The following is a 19,017-nucleotide window of genomic DNA, read 5'->3' as shown; positions in this document are numbered from 1 at the left end:
TCATCATTAACTATACTTTTGCTTCGTCTCAGCAATCCATTGTGGCAATTTAGTCGTGAGGATCATATTATGTCTTAACAAATTGCCAGCCGTTTGATTGGTTGCCTTGTTGAAATCAACACTGCGAATGAGATCATTGATAAAAGGAACAATATCAGGCTCTGAAGTGGAATATGAATTCACTGCTTTTGTAAGTAATTCACTATCTAATCCCCACTCCGTAGAAAATTGAATGACCGTATCGCGCAGTTTATCCGCTTTCCAAATTTCAAATGCCTCATCAAAGTTTAAACTGCTCGATAAGTTACCGGGCACAAGCTCAGTATCCACAAATTCCCTTAATAGCTGTGCTTGCTCATGGTCCCCCATGTTACTTAACTCTTGAATTTGTTCGTAAATAATGCGGAGGGTTTCACGATCCACCGTTTGCACGCCGTACGGTGAAGTAACTTTTGAACCTATTAATTTTATAATATGGTTTGCATCAATGACTTGTGTTCCTGCCAATTTCGTTTTCCCAGCAAGCGGATGAACGGTTGATGGCGCAGGTGGGGTTCCGGGCTTCCTTGTTAAGTTTTTATAAGCACCGACATACTGCAGCCAAGTGTGCTCGTCTATTCCAAAAGCGTCATCATTCCACTTAAATTCATAGTACTGTTCTACCAAATTTAACTGCTCAGCAGCATCTTTAAAAGCAAGGATAAAGGCTTCCTTTTTCTTCTCATCCTGTTCTATTTTTTGCCATTCAGTAGGATCAGGTAAAGTCGGGATCATTTCAGATACTTTGATTTCCAATTTCTTTACAGCCGTTTGGTAAGTATCCACAATGGCCTTACTGCTCTTCCCACCGCTTCCATACAGCTTCAAAGCTTGATTTACCATTTCTTCAGTCATTCGAGGGTATTGGAAGTTGATAATCGTTCCAAATTCTTTTTTCGAACCAAAGACACGATTGGTGCGTGAGTAGGCTTGGATCAGACCTTGAAGTTCAAGGGTACGGTCAACATAAAGCGTATTCAGACGTTTCGAATCATAACCTGTCAACAGTTGGTCTGCCACAATGACGAGGTCGATATTTTTCGGGTTTCGTCCACTGCCGCCTCGTGTCGCGCGCTCTACAAGGTCTTCAAAATAGGCATCTTCACCATGTTTTTTATCACCAGCTATAAACTCAATACCTGTAAAAGCAGCGTAGTCCTGAAACATCTCTTTGACAATTTCAGGGTCTAGTGGCTTAGGATCATTTTCGTTACCAAAACTAAACGTCATCGCAACATTTAGCTTTTCCCCACGTTCTTTTAGTTGTTTTTTAAATTCATGATAATAAGCAATTACACGGTCTTTATAGGCAACCGTCAAAATTGCATTAAATTCTCTTTCTTGTGATTGGGATTCCCAGTTATTCAGAATTTCTTCCACTACCCGTGGAATATGCGTTTCGTCTTGGTATACAAGCAGCCCTCGTTTTTTTGCTTGCTTTTCAACGTCCGCTTCTGACATTTCTTGAACTTGGCGTTCGATTTCTCTGTCTGTCCATTCAGGATGTTCTTCCTTCATTTGTTCAGCGATCTGGTCTCTTAAATCATCATAACTTTTGAATTCTCCGGTGTTGATATAGTCAACGTGAAAACCTAATACGTTTTTATCGGCAATCGCCTCATCAATCGTATATTGATGTAACTTCGGCCCAAATAACTTTTCAGTGGTATTGATGACTTCGCTTTTTTCATTGATCTTTCCTTTGACCTTATTTTCATCAAATAAGGGGGTGCCGGTAAAGCCAAAGAAAAGTCCATTTTTCTTGAAATAGCGTTTTATCGTTCCCATCATCTGTCCCATTGTCGTACGATGGGCTTCATCGATGATAAAGACCATTTTCTTATCTGCTAAACGATTATCGTGTGCTTCTTCTAGTTCCTTCACTAAAGCATTGAGTTTGAATGTTGTTGTGACCACAATGCCATTCTTTGCTGACATCAGTTTCTTTTTTAGCTGGTAGGTGTGTTTTGTATCATCAACAGAAACCGGCTCGTAGGCAGCATATGCTTTGAAGTTTTCACTGGTACGATTATCTAGCTCACGTCTATCAACAAGGAAGACGACTTTATCAAATCCTGCTCTTGTCGATAAAAACAAAGCAGTCTTGAAACTTGTGATTGTTTTTCCTGAACCAGTCGTGTGCCAAACAAAACCGCCATGAGGTATTTTTTCATCATTGTCCCATCCAAACGCAGCCCCTTCAACCGCCTGCAGAGCATGAACTTGATAGGGACGCATTAACAGATGTCGCCTATTTTCCTCATCACGCGCTTCATCAATGACTAAATAATCTCCGACCATCTGATGTGCCATTGGAATCATCAAAAATTGTTCAATTACTTTTTTCCAATCGTTTATTACATGGTTATCTTTATCTGCCCAATGAAAGACGAAACTCGGGTTAAAATCTCCAATTGTTTTGGGCGTAGCGAAATATCGAGTGTCAATTTCAGAAGTGATGACCATCATTTGCGAAAAAGCCATAAAGTTATGACTGTATTCACCGTCACGGTAGTAGCGCATAAACTGGCCAAATGCCTCGTCCAACGTTTTGTCCGTGCGTTTTTGTTCGATATTGATTAAGGGCAAGCCGTTGATCAGCAGGACGATATCAAAACGGTTGTTGTTGGGGGTCTGTATTTCTCTCGCAATCCTATAGCTTGAGTCCCCACCACGTACTTCAGCTTTTTTAAAAATCGTCAACGTGATTTGTTTTCTCGTGATTTTCGGATTGTCATCACGGTAGATGCCATCGATCTTACCTTTTGATCCTTCAATAGCCAAAATCTTTGCAGCCTCATAGCTATTGCTGATTTGATTGACCTTTGCCATCACTTGTTTGAACTCATTATCGGTTAATTCCACGCCTTCAAGCTGGTCAGCATTGATACGGTTGAGTTCACTACGCCAGTGCGAAACCAAGTCAGCAACCGTTACTTTTTGTTTATTGCCGTTTAAGAACTCGGGTGCTTCCCATTTATATTTCTGCAGTTCCTTGACAAAATTCTCTTGAAAAGTTTTCTCCGCCGCACTCTTCGGTGTATTGCTCATAATTTCGCTCCCCCTTTATACAAACATCTCATTGAGGTATGCTTCTTTGATGTTTTGTAGTTTTTCGAGCTTACGTTGATGGAGGGTGATGAGGTGATCAACACTTTTAAAAAGCCGGCCAATTAGTATTTGTTCGTCTCCTCTCGAAGGAACGTATACTTCCATATTAGCCAGATCATTTGAATTGATTGCAGGATAACTTGTACCAGTACATCTATCTAAAACCGCTTTAACAAACTGTTCGGTTTGTACTAGACTCAGCAAGAAATATCCATCACCATATGGACGTAGTTGTGCATATCCCGTTGAGAAAACATAGTTATTACAAGGTTTCTCAAACAAATAGTTATTTTTTTGATATGGTCTAACTGTTTGATAAAACAAATCACCTTTTCGTGCAAGTCGCTGTGCTCTTGATGGAGCCTTCTCCTTTCTAACTTTTCTATGGGCGATCAGTTCTGTACCTACAACAGACTCCAAATCTACATATTCAAATATTTCTGGTAACTCCTCTTTTGGATTAAACTCCGCAACATCCCCCAACTTCCGCTGTTCCCAAGCTTGCGTAAATCCTGCAAATCTTCGTTTTGGCACACGCTCACCTTCAGCGGGAAACATTTCAGAAAGATAAGCGGATTTTAATGTTTTCATTTTTTCTAACTTACACTGATGAAGGGTGATAAGGTGATCGAGGTTCTTGAAGAATGCGCCAATTTTGACTTGCTCTTCAACGTTCTTGGTTATCCAAGCACCTTGATTTTTAAGTATTGTGAAGTGACGTTTATAGCCTTGTGGTTCAGGTTTATATCTTTCTAGTAACGAAAACAGAAAGTCACCCTCAAGACCATCTGCACTCAATATTTTTACTCCATCAGTCGCAATAAAGAACGGTTTAGTCGGTTTGTAAAGCGATACTGTATGATCGCCAAACAGCGTTACATCCCGATAATTTTCAAAAGGTGTTCCATTAGTATATCCAGCAACCGGCCTATCTCCTTGTTGAATTACTTCAAAGTCTCCCTCAGCATTGGGCTCCGCTAAATATGGTCTGAATTGATGTGTTTTTACCACTTTCCCCAACTTACGCTGTTCCCAAGCCGGAGCATTTTGAAATTCCTTAAATCGCCTTTTTGGCACTAAATTTTTTTGTTCCATTATTCTTCCACCACCAATTCACGCATCATGGCTTCAAGTGCTGATTCTGAGTCTTGAATTTCTTCATCAATTGCTGACAAGGTATCAGCATAACGTTCATGCAACATTTGCAATGTGTCCAACTCTTTTTTTATCGGTTTCCATACCAAACCAACTATAGCATCCACCATATTGCCGAACCATTTTTCATACATCAGGTTGTCGATTTCTTCGTTTGTCAAAGTCAAGATACGTTCTTGCACGGATTCTTTGAGTGCTTTTTCATCCGCTTTCACGGCTTTGTTAAGCGCTGATTTATCTGCAAATAATTTTTCAACTTTTTTCAGTAGGTCATATTCAACGGTTTCCTTGCTTGCCTTTTTTAACGCGGCCTTGATTGATTTGCTTTCAAAAGCCTCACCTGCTTCATTCAAGCACTCGCCTAGAGCATTGGCTTCGTCGCTATCTTCCTCTTTCGCAGCCTCAACCAACTCAGATAGCTTTGTTTCAATCTCCTGAATGCGGGCTTTCTTTGATTCAATTTCTTTTCGTTCATCACCGTATAAATTTTTTGCAATCAACTCAGTTGGTACAATACTGCCAACCCAACCGTCTTGCTCTTCACGTTTTTTATTTCCGGATCCTTTCGTTACCATATTGGGCTCACGCGTGCGACCAGCTGTATAGAAACCACTTGATTTAATGATTTCCGCATCATGTGCCAGTGTATTTTTCCATATCTCCGCTACAATTTGGTAGCCGTCATACACATCAATATATTGGAAGGATGAAAGAATCTGCTTGATCTCAACCAGCATGTCGTCCATTAACTGCGTCAAGCTACTGCTTTTATCAACATTTCGTAAAACGTCCCAGTATTTATCGATATAGTTTTTTGTTTTGCTTTCGATTTCTTTTGATATTTCAACAATGCGAGCGTCACTCAATACATCATTAGAAATTTCCTCAACGGGTTTTAACAGTTCGACATATCCTTCACGAATTTCTTTTAAGGATCGTTTCAAAACATCTGGCACGGTAGACTGTAAAACCTTCAAATCGTCAATGTTCTTTTGTGGAATCCCGCCGAGTAGGTGAGCATCCACATCGTGCGGAATTTCTTCTTCATTCGCCTGGATATAGCGAGGAATGTTCATGTTATACTCATTTTCCATTATTTCCTCACGTGTCGCTAGGTGACTGTACCCTTCCTCTTCTCTACGTTCAACATATGTATCCACAATTTTTGCAATGTCCTTTTCTTGCAGGACATTTTGCTTTCCAACTTTAATAAAGCTATGAGATGCGTCAATGATTAAAACAGGATCGTCAAATTTTCGGTTCTTCTTCAAGATGATGACAACGACTGGAATCCCTGTATTGGTAAATAGATTACTTGGCAAGCCGATAATGGCATCAATGTAATTTTTTTGAAGCAATCGTTTGCGAATCTCGCCTTCTGCTGAACCACGGAACAGCACCCCATGAGGCAAGACAATCGCCATCGTCCCGTTTTGTCCTAAGTGGAATAATCCATGTAATAGGAAAGCAAAATCCCCTTTAGAATCTGGTGGCAACACCCCAGCAACTTCAAAACGAGGGTCACTAACTTTTAACCCTGATCTGTTCCAATTCTTCGCTGAATATGGCGGATTCATCACCACTGCATCAAATTGCACGCCTTCATTCGGGCGTTCTGGATCTTCTGGCCAGTCTTGGGAAAGTGTATCACCATTTTTAATGGTCATCTTTTCTGGCCGAACACCGTGCAGCAATAAATTCATACGGGTTAGGTTATAGGTTGCTGTGTTCTTTTCTTGCCCGTAATAGCTCAAATTCTTTTGTGCATCTTCATCTAAGTGCTTTCCAACCGTTAAAAGTAGCGAACCAGAACCAACAGTCGGGTCATAGATTGACTTGATATCTGATGTTCTCGCTACAATTTGTGCCATGACTTCGCTGACTTGTCGTGGCGTGTAGAATTCCCCTGCTTTCTTTCCTGACTCCATCGCAAACTGTCCGATGAGGTACTCATACGCATCACCCAGTACATCGCCTTTTTGCAATGCTACCATGTTCAAGTCTGCAAAAAGCAAGATTAGTGCCTTAATATTTTTGCTCCGTTCGTTTAAATTGCTGCCTAAAGCCGTATCCGTTAAATCAAGCGTTGAACTTGAGAATAGTCCTTGAAAGTCATCCGAATCACCAGACACGGCAATCGTACGCTCAAAGTGATTCAAGCTATCTATTACTTTTTGGACTTCAAAATCACCCGAATTGATATCTTTTATCCAAGTCTGATAAAGATACTCAGGAGAGACATAATAACCAAGTACGTTTTGAATCATTTGCTCTAGCATTTCGCCGTATTCTGCTTTTGCCTTTGTGTATGCTTCAACCAGCTCCAACTCAGACATTTGCCCGATGCCACTGGCCACTTTGAACGTTTCCAATGTCTTATCGCTCAAAAACTTGTAGAACATTAATCCAAGCATATAATCTTTGTAACGGCTGGCATCCATTGAACCACGTAGTTCATTGGCCCCATCCCATAATCTACGTTTAATTTCTTCTGATGTAATCAAGTTGTATCCCCCATTTGTTATATTTCTCGAATCACATATTGGCTGTATCAACGTCTAAGTCTAAATCAAATTCCATCGATTCATCCAATTTTTCTTGAAACATGTTGATATATATTGCAAAAAATCCTCACATGACGTGCAAACTTATTAGTATATCCATATTAATATGCCAGCTGTGGATCATCATTTTTCTTCCAAGCTGATTGTTGTGTGCTTTTTATTAGTACAGCTTAATATGCTTCTATTATATCAAAAATGGATTTCCTCCAATGAAAAATCTTGGTTCATCATAAGTTTTCATCTTACACCTCCATAAGATCTCCCTTACAGCGCTGTAATGACACCTAATTCCATTACCGATGAAGTCTTTTATTTGTACCGGAAATACCCATTTGGCCCTCGCGTTTATTTCCTGTCCAACCAGTTTTATTTTGCAACCATTTTCTTTTGCATAGCGGTAAGCATATGCCAAGAGGCGACCGGTTCCAAAGCTTCCGTCATAGACTGTGCCTTCCTGAATGTTCAGCAGTAATGGAAGCAGTTTAGCGATAACTCGAGGAGTTATAATCTCCGCTCCTGTCTTTCCTGACCTGTGGACAAGCAGGTCAAGCAATTCATCAAATATTTCGGCATAATCATCTGAATTTGGTTTTGGATACTAATTCACAACTGTCGCAAACTGGTACAAAGCAGCGTCATCTAATTGCTCCGAAATTCGAACCTCTTGGAATACATTTTGCAAAAAAGGAATTTTTTCTTCGATCGTCTTTAAACTTTCTTGTAGCCGTTTTTTAATCCATAACCATTAAGCGTCATTTGGCTCCATAAACTGGATTCAGGCATTCCCGTTGCCAATTTGTCACTGCTTTCAATGTACAAATGTACCAAGGTAACGCAAGACCCGCCACCGCAAAAAAGCCCTCACTCTTAAAGAGTGAAGACCCGTTTTCAATGCATGCCTTTCCATTCTCCCTGGTTTTTGGAGGATTTCATCTTTTTTGCTTTTTCTTTGTGCATGCGGTTGGCTGCCGCGCTGCCTGCCCCATCGCCCAGCTGCTGCAATTCCCTTGAATACTCGGAATCGGTTTTGGCTGAGTCAAAGCCTTCTTTGTTCTTTTGTTCGGCATCGTGCTTCCGTTTTGGCATATTCATCCCTCCTTCACCTCTAGTATGGGAATTGAAAAAGCAAATATGCGAAAGCAGGCATTGCGGAAGCGGCTACTTTTTTCTAAAAAAGAAAAAAGCCTTTTGTATGGCCGTAAGCGCGATGACTTCATGTAGCATCCTAAACCACCTGGTTATTCGTGGCCGATGCCTACTAAATACAAACTTTTCACGGCTTGATACCCGAAATGTATGCCAAATCCAATTAAGGCAATCCCGGCAATGACAGACAGCCATTTTAAAAAACGCTGATGAACAAATTTTCTTCCAAAGTGAACGGAAGAAGCTACCGTTATATCCCAGGCAGCTATCCCAATAAAAATCGCGCTGCTGTAAAGTAAAGCTTTTCCCGAATTTACCGTATTTAAAATTGTGGTTAAAACCGACCCATAAATGCCAATCCAAAATATAATATTCAGTGGATTAGAGATCGCAATCAAAAAGCCTGACAGAAAAGATTGCAGCAAATTTCCTTTCTTTTTCTCCTCTGGTATGGTGATTTCTCTAAAAGCATCTCTAATGCTCTCATAGCCTAAGTATACAAGAATGATACACCCGAAAATCCACATCATCAGCTTCGCAACTGGTGTAGTTAAATATGTAGATACACCGAAATAAATCAAAAACATTAAAACAACATCGGCGGACATCCCGCCCAAGCCGACAAACCAGGAATGCAAAAAGCCTTTCTTGATCCCCCTCTTAACCATTTCAATCGTAATGGGGCCAACTGGCACTGAGAGGGAAAGCCCTAAAACAATGTAGCTAAAAATATTCATGTGCTCACTTTTCTCCCTGCAATTAAAACTCCATCTGTCTCTGACAGCTAATACTGCCAACCCGCTGTTTGTTAAAATGGCATCTTCATTTACTGTTGATCAAAAAACGGGCACCATCATCCCCCCCTTAAAAAATATGAGTGTGTATCTTCATACACCTATTTTAATATTTATCCAGTCTGAAATAAATCATTTTTTGCAATTTTTTCCTACTCCACTCATTTACTTTCACACCTTGAACAGTTGGTGTTGGAACCCATTTTGATATCGCCCAAACAACAGAGCGACAAAACCGGCCGTGATATCACCAGCCCATCATTTGACATGTATCCATATTCTCTTTACGATAATGACAAGAAATAAAATTTCCGGGGAAAAGGAGACTGATGATGTCCATTTACGACTATTCTTTTGAACGGCTTACTGGAGAAGAGAAAGAGTCTTTGGCCAAATATAAAAACCAGGTGCTGCTTATTGTCAATACGGCAAGCAAATGCGGATTTACACCCCAGTATGAGGGGCTTGAGCACCTTTACGAAAAGTACAAAGACAAGGGGTTTGCCGTGCTTGGCTTTCCGAGCGACAGTTTCATGAAACAGGAGTTTGACGAAAGCGAAAAAATTGCAGCATTTTGCCAAGCCAACTATGGCGTAACATTCCCGTTGTTTAAAAAAAGCAAAATGAAGGGGAAAGAAATGAACCCGCTGTTTGCCGAATTGCTCGAGCAGACAGGCGAGAAGAAAATCACATGGAATTTCAATAAATTTCTCGTCGACCGGCACGGCCATGCCATTGGCTATTACGGCTCGCGGACAAAGCCGGAAGACCTTGAGGAAAAGATCGAGGAACTGCTGCAGGTATAGCAATAAAAAAGCGGGAAGTTTCGGCATCCCGCCCGTAACGTTACGCTGATTTTGTCCATGCATTGAAATAGCGTAAAGAATATATCCTTTTTAATGGGAAGACATCGTTCCAAATGTATCCGTGCATTTGGATGGGCGTGTGTCTCCCCATTTTCCATCTGCAGGAAAACTATTTCATTTTCACCGTCAATAAAACCGATTTGCCACGTTTTACCGATGTTTCAGCTGTTTTGCTTAACGTGTCCACGGCATCAAAATTGGTGACGACGACAGGGGAGATGATGCTTTCCGCACGTTCCCTGATTTGTTCGAGGTTAAAGGTGACCAGTTTATCACCTGCTTTTACACGATCCCCCTGTTGAACAAAGCCTTCGAACCCTTCCCCGTTCAAAGCAACAGTCTCCATGCCGATATGAATCAATATTTCCAAGCCGCTCTTTGTCTCTAGCCCAACCGCATGCTTCGTTGGGAAGAACTGGACAATTTCCCCGTCCACCGGTGAGACCACAACGCCTTCATCCGGTTCTATCGCAATGCCATCCCCGATCATCTTCCGGCTGAACACCTCATCCGGCACATCTTCTATTTGAACAACCTTCCCGCTCATTGGCGCAACAAGTTCTTCCACTACAGCTTTTTTTGAAAAAAGTTTAAACATATGCTTCCCTCCCGTATTTTTTGAATACCCTTACTTTAACATAACAAGGAAAAAAATGGTGGTCCTGCATCACCCGGAATACCCGTATGAAAATGAGCTGCTGTTTGAAATCATTTGCCTTGTTCCGGGGGTTTTTTAACCAGTTAGCACCAATCCTCGAGCTTCCACGCTTCATGAAAAAGGCGAAAAGCTCGCATTCCTTTTCGCCCCTTCCATTATTTCAATCCCGGCCGGTATACCTCATTCAACCTTCGCACTCCGGACCGTTTTTGAGAAAACCAACGCCTGCCGTCCCGCTTGACAGCCGCCTTAAATGTATATGTTTCACGGCCCTTTATTCATTCCCGGCAGTATTTTGGTTGCCTCAAGTACCCGGTTCGTTTAAAAGGAGAGGCTTTCGCTGTCCCACAATTGTTTGACAGCGCCTGCCATATAAGCTTATACAACTCATTATTCCATCCCCGGCTGGTATTCCGAATCTGGTTCTTTTTTAAAAGGGCCAGCGATGCTACGATGTTTGGCAGCTGCCTGCCGCATAAACCTACGCGGCTGTTAGTGCAATTCCGGCCAGTATTCCTTGTTGGCTTCGATTAAATCATCCAGCAATGCTTTTGCGACTTTTGCGCTTGGCACGGTTTTTGAAAGGGTCAGCGCCTGCCACAATTTTTGATAGCTGCCTTCGACATAAGCCTGCACGACCAATTTTTCCACGGTGACCTGCTGGTACATCAGCGCCCGTTCAAATTCCGGGATTCTGCCCTGGCACAGCGGTTCCGGGCCGTCCGTGCCGACAATGCACGGGACTTCCACCATCGCATCATCATCAAAGTTTGCGATTGCGCCGTTATTTTCCACAATCATGACCATTCTTTCATGCGTATTGTAGGCAATCGCACGGGCAAGATCGACGATAAATGTTGCATGGCTGCCGGCAGAAAAAGATTCATTTTCAGCGGTCCCTTTTTCAACGATTCTTTGAGCAGCGGAGAACACCTCTTTTTCCCGTCCGTCGATGACTTCGTTTGCCCTCGTGTAATGGATATCGGAATGTTCCACCACATAATCCGGGTAAAAGTAATATTTCAAGTACGTATTCGGCAAAAATCTCGGATCGACCGCCAAAAGATCTTTCGCTTTTTTGTGCGTTTCCTGCCAGCTTTGGTCCATATGCTGGGTATCCACTTCAACCTGGGTCAAATAACCATGTTTCGCGACATAATCGCGGATCTCCGGCAAATATTCATGGCCTTCTTTATCTTTAATACTCGTCCACCAGCCGAAATGGTTCAGCCCGAAATAGCGCACATCCAAATCTTTCGGCTGTTTGCCAATGATTTGCGACATTCTCCGCAAAGTCCCGACCGGCATATCGCAAATATTTAATACTTTGGCTTGCGGGCGGAGCATACGGCACGCTTCAGCGACAATGGCGGCCGGGTTGGAGTAGTTCAACATCCAGCATTCCGGGGAATATTTTTCCATGATGTCAATCAGTTCAATCATATCCCCAATGCTGCGCATGCCGTAAGCAATTCCGCCGGGCCCGCATGTTTCCTGCCCGACCACCCCGTGTTTTAACGGGATTTTTTCATCCAGTTCCCGCATTTTATATTTCCCCGTACGAATATGGGCAAAACAGAAATCGACGTCTGTAAAAGCTTCTTCGGGATCGGTTGTAAAAGTATATTCAATTTCCGGCGCATTTTCCCTTAATACAATCTCTAATGCTTCTCCGATCACGCGCTGCCTTTCTTCATCATTGTCGTACAATTTCAATTTTCGGATCGGAAATTGGTCCAAATGATCCAAGAGCATCGTGACAATCCCCGGTGTATATGTGCTGCCTCCGCCTGCAATGACAACTGAAAATTTTTTCATTTTCTTCATTCCTTCCTGTTTGTTATTCTTCGTTATTCCGGCCTAAATACTGGTCCACCGCTTTCCGCACGCTTGTTACTTGCAATCCGTATACGACATGGACATTATGGTCTTTCTTCATGACGCCGCTTGCGCCGGTCGCATTTTTCAGCACCCCTTCATCCACTAAATCCGGATTTTTAAGCGTCAACCTGAGCCTTGTATAACAATTGGTAACCGTGTCGATATTGCCGGGTCCGCCGAGCGCATTGACAATCACGCTTGCTATGCCGCCATCTTCAACTGCTGCGCCGGCTTGTTTTTTGGCGCTTCCTTTTTTCTCGTTGTAGTCTTTTTTGGAATACAGTTTTGTTTCCTGGCCCTCGTCTTCACGGCCGATCGTTTTAAAATTGAATTTTACAATTAAGAACCGGAAGACCACATAGTAGATGGCAAAGAAGACAAGGCCTGTGAGAATATATAACGGCCACCTCGTTCTGCCGACACCGAGCGGCAGGTTGTACAGCAGGAAGTCAATCATGCCGTTCGGGCCAATGGCGCGCACGTTCAGGAGATTGAGGACAACCATGCTTAAACCGCTTAACCCGGCATGGACGACGAACAGAAGCGGCGCGACAAACATAAACGAGAACTCAATCGGTTCAGTTACGCCGGCAATCAGCGAAGTCACCGCAGCCGGAATTAAAATCGCTTTCGCTTTTGCCTTGTTTTCCGGTTTTGCGGTGTGGTACATGGCAAGGCATGCGCCGAGCAGGCCGAACATCTTGGATATCCCGCGGGCATCCCAAATGACGCTTTTATCGAGAAGGTGCGAACCAGGGTTGGCGAGTTCCGCATAGTAAATATTTCTTGCCCCCTGATAAACATGGCCGCCGATTTCCGCGGTGCCGCCCAAAGACGTATATAAAAATGGCGTGTAAACCAGATGATGCAAGCCGGTCGGAATAAGCAATCTTTCCAGGGACCCGTATAAAAACAGCCCGAAATTTCCGCTCTTATGAATCAAAGTCCCGAGTGCATTGATGCCGTCCTGCACAAACGGCCAGATATACGTAAGTGAAACCGATAACAAAATAACGGTTGGGATTAACAAGATAAAGACAAACCTTGAACCTCCGTAAATCTGCATGGCGCCTTTAAATTCGGTGTCAATGAATTTGTTATGGATATAAACGGTGACGAGGCCAAGAATAATGCCGAGAAAAACCCCCATATCTAGGATCTGGACGCCTAAAACGAGCGTTTGGCCGCTGCCGCCGCCCGCAAGTGCCTTCCCGTCAACCAGCAGTCCCTTGAGCTGCATAAATTTGTTCATCGCATTGACAAATACGAGGTAACTTAACACTGCTGTAAAAGCCGCAGTCGCTTTTTCTTTTTTTGCTAACCCGAGCGTGATCCCGACGCAGAAGATGAGCCCGAGGTTTCCCAGTATAGGGACAAGGGAACCTGATAAAATGGTGCCAAATCCTGTAAAAACTGGGTTATTTAAAACGGGAACGCTTTCAATTAACTTCTGATTGGTAAAGACATTCCCGAGTGCAATTAAAATACCGGCAATCGGCAAAATCAAAATAGGGATAAACATGGCTTTGGAAAACCGCTGCATGGCATCCATCACTTTTGCCTTCACCTGCTCCACCTCCGAATGTGAACTTGGTTTACATTGAGTAGTTTAGTCCTTTCATTTTAGACTGTCGATAGTTTACGGGCATGAAAAAACGCGTTTCACATATTGAAACACGTTTCACGGATCCAGGCCTATTGGCGGGATACAATGTCCTTTGCTATTTTATCCGTTGAAAATATTCCTTGATAATATATTCAAACAGGATCAAGACATTCGGGAAGAAGAGATTCGGCAGCATATTCCGGTCGTCGAGTTTATACTGGTCTGTTATTTTAAAGTTCAAATCGGACAACCCGGCCGCTGTGTTTTCTGTTTCTTTTGTAAAAGAGACGGTAAAAATCCCGTGTTCCTTTGCCAAAAATAGTTTGTCGATCACTTGTTTCGTTTCGCCCGATTTTGAGATGACAATCAGCGCCCCGACATCATCAAGGTTATTTTCAAACACCCCGATCGAATCCGTCCCCGTCGCAAAAATTGCCTTTTTCCCCAGCACCAGCAGTTTTTTGTACATATACTCCGCGATAATGGAGGAAAAACCGGTGGCATAGATGAAAATGAATTTCTCATTTAAATGCAGTACATTTTCGATAAATTGTCCGATACTTTCTTTTGAATTGTACTGTAAAGCCGGCTGCCCCTGTTCAAATGCTGACGGGCCGTCCTGTTCAAGCTCCACTTTTTTAATGAGCGGCAGCAGCTGGTAGTACATGTCCACGAATCCTTTATACCCCAGCTTTTTCGATAACCGGATCACGGTCGCGGGAGAAGTATAGTTTTCCCTTGCAATCTCCCGCACTCCCATCTGCAGCACATGATCAATGTTTTCAACAATATACTTTAAAATTTGCTCATCCAATTCAGTCAGTTTTTTCCCTTGGATCATTTTCTGAATATCGGCCATATTTCCCTCACGCCCGTATGTTTATTACTTCTATTATACCCGGTTTGAAAAATGATAGAAAACGGCCGGCCCCGGCGGACTTGGCCCGCTCCAATGCCGCTTTAACGCGGCATTTTCTTTTTATGTAAAAACAGGAGACTGCCATTTTGCAATCTCCTGTCCGGTGGTGCTGGATTTTACTCGCATTAAATAAATTGAATCACCTGCATGAGGACAGGGACAACGACGACAAACAACAATGTGCTCGTCGTGACCACATTCGTCGCGTAATTGACATCCCCGTGTGCTTCTGTGGCCAAAATCGGCAGAACAGCAAGCATCGGGGTTGCTGATTGGACGATTTGCGTTTGCTGCAGCATTGCAGGCAAATGGGTGCCGGAGAAATGGGTGCCCGTTAACATCAAAACAATCAAAACGGCCGGCGATAGCACAAACCTTCCTAAAAGCGCGAATATCGTATCCCGGTCAAACCGGATGCTGGAAAGGCCGGCGTTATACAGCACAATTCCAATATAAACAAGGGACAACGGGGTTACGATACTGCCCACATACGTTAAAGTGGAATCGATGAAACCGGGAATTGGAATATTGAGAAGCAGGAAAATAAGCCCTGCGATAAACCCCGGTAATGGAGGCGGAAGAACTTCTTCCAGTTGATTTTGTTTTTGCCCCCTCTTGATTTATCCTTTGTCGGATCATCATTGGAAATCAAAAATACGCCGAAAGCCCATGTTGAGACCGTATTAATGATATAGTAAATCAGAAAATACGGCAGGCTTTTTTCTCCGAACAACGCGATGTTCAGCGGCAGGCCGATAAAGATGGTGTTTGCATTGACAACGGCATTCATAAAGATGCCGCGGCGGCCCGGCCGGATCTTTAACAATTTGACGAGCGCATAGGATATACAGTAAGAGACGATAACCGAAATCGCCGGGTAAACCAGGCTGCCGGAAAGCTCCGCCAAGCTGTTGCGGGTCAAATATTTTAATACCGATATGAAGATGGATGCCGGCAGGGCAATTTTCGTAATCAGGGATGAAATACTTTTCCCAAAATTATCATCAAACCATTTAAATTTTTTCAAAAAATAGCCGAGTGCAATCATTAAAATAATCGTGATCACACTTTGAATTGATTGTAAAAAGACCATGTTTTTTCACTCTTTTCCTGCTGGCTCAGCTGAATACCAGCTCTTTATATTCAGCCTCCCATTTGATCTCCCGGATGGCTGTTTTGACGTCCGCAATTTTTTTGCGATTTAAATTTTGATCCAGGACACTTTGGGCGACGACTTCAGCAATCCTTTGCGAAAACGCGGCCAGTTTGGAAACCGGGGGAAGAACGGCAGCGCCGGGCTGTGTTGTGTCTACAATTCCGCCTAATGCATGGCTTGCCTGCGATAAAATTTCCCCGTTTACAAGCCTTGCCGCAGAAGCAATCAAGCCGAGTCCGAGGCCCGGATACATGAGGGCATTATTTGCCTGCCCGATCTCATATGTGACCCCTTTATATTGGACAGGACGCGCCGGAATCCCGGTTGCAATCAGCGCCCTTCCGTCTGTCCAGGCAATCAGATCTTCCGCTTTTGCCTCCGCCAATTGGTTGGATTCGACAACGGGAAAATTACCGGGCGGCTTGTATGGGCGGCCATTTCTTTGACAATCGGCTCTGTAAAAGCGCCCGGCTGTGTCGATGTCCCAATCATAATCGTCGGGTGGACGGCTTTCACTGCCGCTTCAAGATGCGTGAGTTCACGGCTGTTTGGAAATTCCGTGCGACTGCGGACAAAACCTTTTTGGCCGGGGGTCAGGCCTTCCGTGTCTTCAAACAACAAGCCTTGTTTATCGACCAGGAAGAAGTGCTTGCGTGCTTCTTTTTCAGGCAGCCCCTTTCGCATCAATTCATCTAAAATCTGATTGCTGATACCGACACCGGCCGTCCCGGCGCCGAAAACGAGAATGCGCTGATCCGCCAGTTTTTCCCCGGAAATGTTCATTGCTCCTAAAATGCCGGCCAGGACCACAATGCCTGTCCCCTGAATATCATCATTAAAAGTTGGAATTTGCTTTTGGTATTTTTCAAGAATCGTGGCAGCATTGGAACGCCCGAAGTCTTCCCAGTGAATGAGCACGTCCGGAAATAACGCCGTTGCGTCCTTTACAAACAAGTCAATAAAATCGTAATATCGCCCGCCGCGGACACGTTTGTGCTTATTGCCCAAATAAAGCGGATCGTTTAACAGTTTTTCATTATTGGTGCCGGCATCGATGACAACAGGCAGCACGCGGGCGGGGTTGATGCCGGCTGCAGCGGTGTAAACCATTAATTTCCCGATTGCGATGTCAACGCCGTTTACGCCCCAGTCTCCCATGCCTAAAATCCCTTCCGAATCTGTGACGACAATCAAGCGGATGTCCCGGCCCCCGGCTGCATTTTTCAAGGTATCCGTTACATTTTCAGGATCATCAATTGACAAAAAAGCAGCATCTTGCGGATTCATAAAAAGTTCGTGATAATGTTCAATCGAATCAGCAACTGTCGGGTCATAAACAATCGGCATAAACTCGACAATATGCTCATCCATTAAATGGTAAAACAAGGTGCGGTTTGTATTGTACAGCGTCATTAGAAAAATTCTCTTCTCCAAATCCGTTGGTTTGCTTTGATATTGGCGGTAAGCCTGAACGGACTGTTCTTCAATGGTTTGCACTTTTGGAGGCAACAACCCTTCCAGATGGTAAGCTTTTCTTTCTTCTTCGGTAAATCCTGTGTTTTTATTGATAAAAGGATTACTCAAAATTTCCTGAGGTCTGATTGACATGATGGATAGTTCCTCCTTGACTGCATAAGTTATGATCAGTACAGTGAAAACTATAGCAGCGCAAAGAATTTATAGTCAAAACAGGGAGATAAGCAAAAAAATATTTATATGAGGAAAGTATGTTTTTACGGAAATCCTGCACCTGTGCCATGTGAAGCGCTTAACAAACACCGGGGCCGTTTGCACAGAACGGGGAACGCGGGGATACCCTTTTTTGAACACAATGTGAATTTTTTTAATGGACGTGAGATTTTTTATGAACATCAAGGATTTACAATACTATAAAAAGCTGTATCAGGAAAAGCGTTATACAAAAGTGGCCAATTTTTTCCATGTCAGCCAGCCGGCAATTACCGCTGCTATCCAGCGGCTTGAAAAAGAGCTTGGTACGCAGCTGATCATCAGGGACCAGTCCCATCACGAGATACGTTTTACAGAAAGCGGCCGGCAATTTGAAAGGCATGCCACCCAGATGCTGAAAGAACTGGATATTGCCCGGAAGGAAATCCAGGCATTAAAAATGGAAAAGGTCTCCATTGGCTTGCCGCCGATTATAGGGAACTATTATTTCCCGGCCATTTCCTCCATGCTCGCCAAAGAGAATCTGCTGCAGAATATGAATGTGTACGAGGATGGTTCACAATCGCTGTTTCACAAACTGCTAACGGGGAAAATGGATATGGCCTTGCTGGGCGCAATCCATCCGATAGAAGACGAGCACGTAACGAGCCATTTGCTTGCCCGCAAAAAATTTAAAATTATTGTCAGCCCGCAACATTCGCTTGCTACGAGAAAATCCGTGGCTTTTCAAGAACTGAAAGACGAACCGTTCATTCAGCTGAGCGACCATTTTATTCACCCATTGGCTTTTGAAGGGCTCTCAAAAAAGACCCGGACCCATCCGCCGGTTATTTACCGGACAAATGATATTCAAATCATTAAAGGCATGGTTGCTGAAAATATCGGCATCAGCTTTCTTACAGAAATTGCCGTCCCGGAATACGCCCCTGTCATAGCATTGTCGCTCGCTGACCCCGGCCAGCCGGAATTCCTCATTTCCCTTGCCTACCGGTCCAATCACATTTTAACGCCTTTACAGCAAAAGTTGGTGGACGTGCTGACGAAGCAGGAGCAGCGAATAAACGGTTCCTGATCAATCTTTTTATACGGATTTCATATGCGGCTGCCGCCCATGCCAGAAACACAGCCTGGAGAAAAACATCATTTTTCCGATTGCCCATTTTCTGCCAAAAAAGTTGGCTCGCAAGCCTTGCCGCCGGACTTTATTTTGGATGCCGGTGCCGCGCCCGTTCCGGCATGGGCGTCTATGTGAAGGAAGCAGGGGAAAATTTTACGATGAATCTTGATGCAGATATTCAATGTGAAGAAAGACCGTGAATGTTGTTGGATATCTGAATGCAGAACGCCTAAATGTGAAGGAAGTCCGGATACATTTAATGCAGAACACTTCCAGTTATGGAACACGGAAACAATCCGTCCATAACCGTATGCAG

At 43.5% G+C, this 19,017-nt stretch carries 14 protein-coding genes and 1 pseudogene; 2 read left to right on the top strand and 13 right to left on the bottom strand.

Translation table 11 applies throughout. The features are described 5' to 3' along the window. Positions 1-6: 6 nt before the first annotated feature. From BCOA_RS26505 to BCOA_RS26480, 6 genes are all read right to left on the bottom strand, one after another. Entirely contained in the window at positions 7-3,090 is a 3,084-nt protein-coding gene (locus BCOA_RS26505; protein WP_014097086.1) for a type I restriction endonuclease subunit R, EcoR124 family, read from the bottom strand. Positions 3,091-3,105: 15 nt separating this feature from the next. After that, positions 3,106-4,248: a restriction endonuclease subunit S gene (locus BCOA_RS34415; RefSeq protein WP_373897140.1), complete on the bottom strand. Its 1,143-nt coding sequence runs from the start codon at positions 4,246-4,248 to the stop codon at positions 3,106-3,108. Beyond that, positions 4,245-6,809 (bottom strand): type I restriction-modification system subunit M, encoded by a 2,565-nt coding sequence (locus BCOA_RS26495; protein WP_014097084.1) that lies wholly within the window; start codon positions 6,807-6,809, stop codon positions 4,245-4,247. Before BCOA_RS26495 ends, BCOA_RS34415 begins: the two co-directional genes overlap by 4 nt. Before the next feature lie 244 nt (positions 6,810-7,053). After that, positions 7,054-7,422, bottom strand: a complete 369-nt coding sequence (locus BCOA_RS26490; RefSeq protein ID WP_029142625.1) for an N-6 DNA methylase — start codon at positions 7,420-7,422, stop codon at positions 7,054-7,056. Positions 7,423-7,757: 335 nt separating this feature from the next. Beyond that, positions 7,758-7,955 carry a hypothetical protein gene (locus BCOA_RS26485; protein WP_013860490.1) on the bottom strand — a complete coding sequence of 66 codons (198 nt, stop codon included), beginning with the start codon at positions 7,953-7,955 and terminating at the stop codon, positions 7,758-7,760. Between the two features lie 152 nt (positions 7,956-8,107). Further along, positions 8,108-8,752, bottom strand: a complete 645-nt coding sequence (locus BCOA_RS26480) for a LysE family transporter (protein WP_014097083.1) — start codon at positions 8,750-8,752, stop codon at positions 8,108-8,110. 389 nt (positions 8,753-9,141) lie between these two features. Here BCOA_RS26480 and BCOA_RS26475 point away from each other — a divergent pair, with 389 nt between their 5' ends. After that, complete coding sequence (locus tag BCOA_RS26475) at positions 9,142-9,615, top strand: glutathione peroxidase (RefSeq protein ID WP_014097082.1); 474 nt, start codon at positions 9,142-9,144, stop codon at positions 9,613-9,615. Between the two features lie 169 nt (positions 9,616-9,784). Here BCOA_RS26475 and BCOA_RS26470 read toward each other — a convergent pair whose 3' ends face one another. The 7 genes and pseudogenes from BCOA_RS26470 to BCOA_RS26445 form a co-directional block, all read right to left on the bottom strand. Continuing rightward, entirely contained in the window at positions 9,785-10,273 is a 489-nt protein-coding gene (locus BCOA_RS26470; protein ID WP_014097081.1) for a PTS sugar transporter subunit IIA, read from the bottom strand. Between the two features lie 552 nt (positions 10,274-10,825). Continuing rightward, positions 10,826-12,151, bottom strand: coding sequence for a 6-phospho-alpha-glucosidase (locus BCOA_RS26465; RefSeq protein WP_014097080.1), 1,326 nt, complete (start codon positions 12,149-12,151; stop codon positions 10,826-10,828). Between the two features lie 22 nt (positions 12,152-12,173). Next, on the bottom strand, positions 12,174-13,781 hold the full coding sequence (locus BCOA_RS26460) for a PTS transporter subunit EIIC (RefSeq protein WP_014097079.1): 1,608 nt from the start codon (positions 13,779-13,781) through the stop codon (positions 12,174-12,176). Between the two features lie 154 nt (positions 13,782-13,935). Then, entirely contained in the window at positions 13,936-14,679 is a 744-nt protein-coding gene (locus tag BCOA_RS26455) for a MurR/RpiR family transcriptional regulator (RefSeq protein WP_014097078.1), read from the bottom strand. A 185-nt stretch (positions 14,680-14,864) separates the two neighbouring features. After that, a complete protein-coding gene (locus tag BCOA_RS35575; protein ID WP_328193807.1) occupies positions 14,865-15,278 on the bottom strand; it encodes an AEC family transporter in 414 nt (137 codons plus the stop codon). After that, a complete protein-coding gene (locus BCOA_RS35570) occupies positions 15,233-15,832 on the bottom strand; it encodes an AEC family transporter (RefSeq protein ID WP_258434483.1) in 600 nt (199 codons plus the stop codon). Before BCOA_RS35570 ends, BCOA_RS35575 begins: the two co-directional genes overlap by 46 nt. A gap of 25 nt (positions 15,833-15,857) precedes the next feature. Then, positions 15,858-17,503, bottom strand: a pseudogene (locus tag BCOA_RS26445) (malolactic enzyme). Positions 17,504-17,759: 256 nt separating this feature from the next. On the opposite strand from BCOA_RS26445, the gene BCOA_RS26440 reads away from it, so the two are divergent. Then, positions 17,760-18,656, top strand: coding sequence for a LysR substrate-binding domain-containing protein (locus tag BCOA_RS26440; RefSeq protein ID WP_014097077.1), 897 nt, complete (start codon positions 17,760-17,762; stop codon positions 18,654-18,656). Positions 18,657-19,017: the final 361 nt, after the last annotated feature.

This window comes from Heyndrickxia coagulans 36D1, from assembly GCF_000169195.2.
Lineage (GTDB): Bacteria > Bacillota > Bacilli > Bacillales > Bacillaceae_C > Weizmannia > Weizmannia faecalis.
The sequence above is the reverse complement of the archived record's forward strand: the minus strand, read 5'-3'. Positions and strand labels throughout refer to the sequence as shown.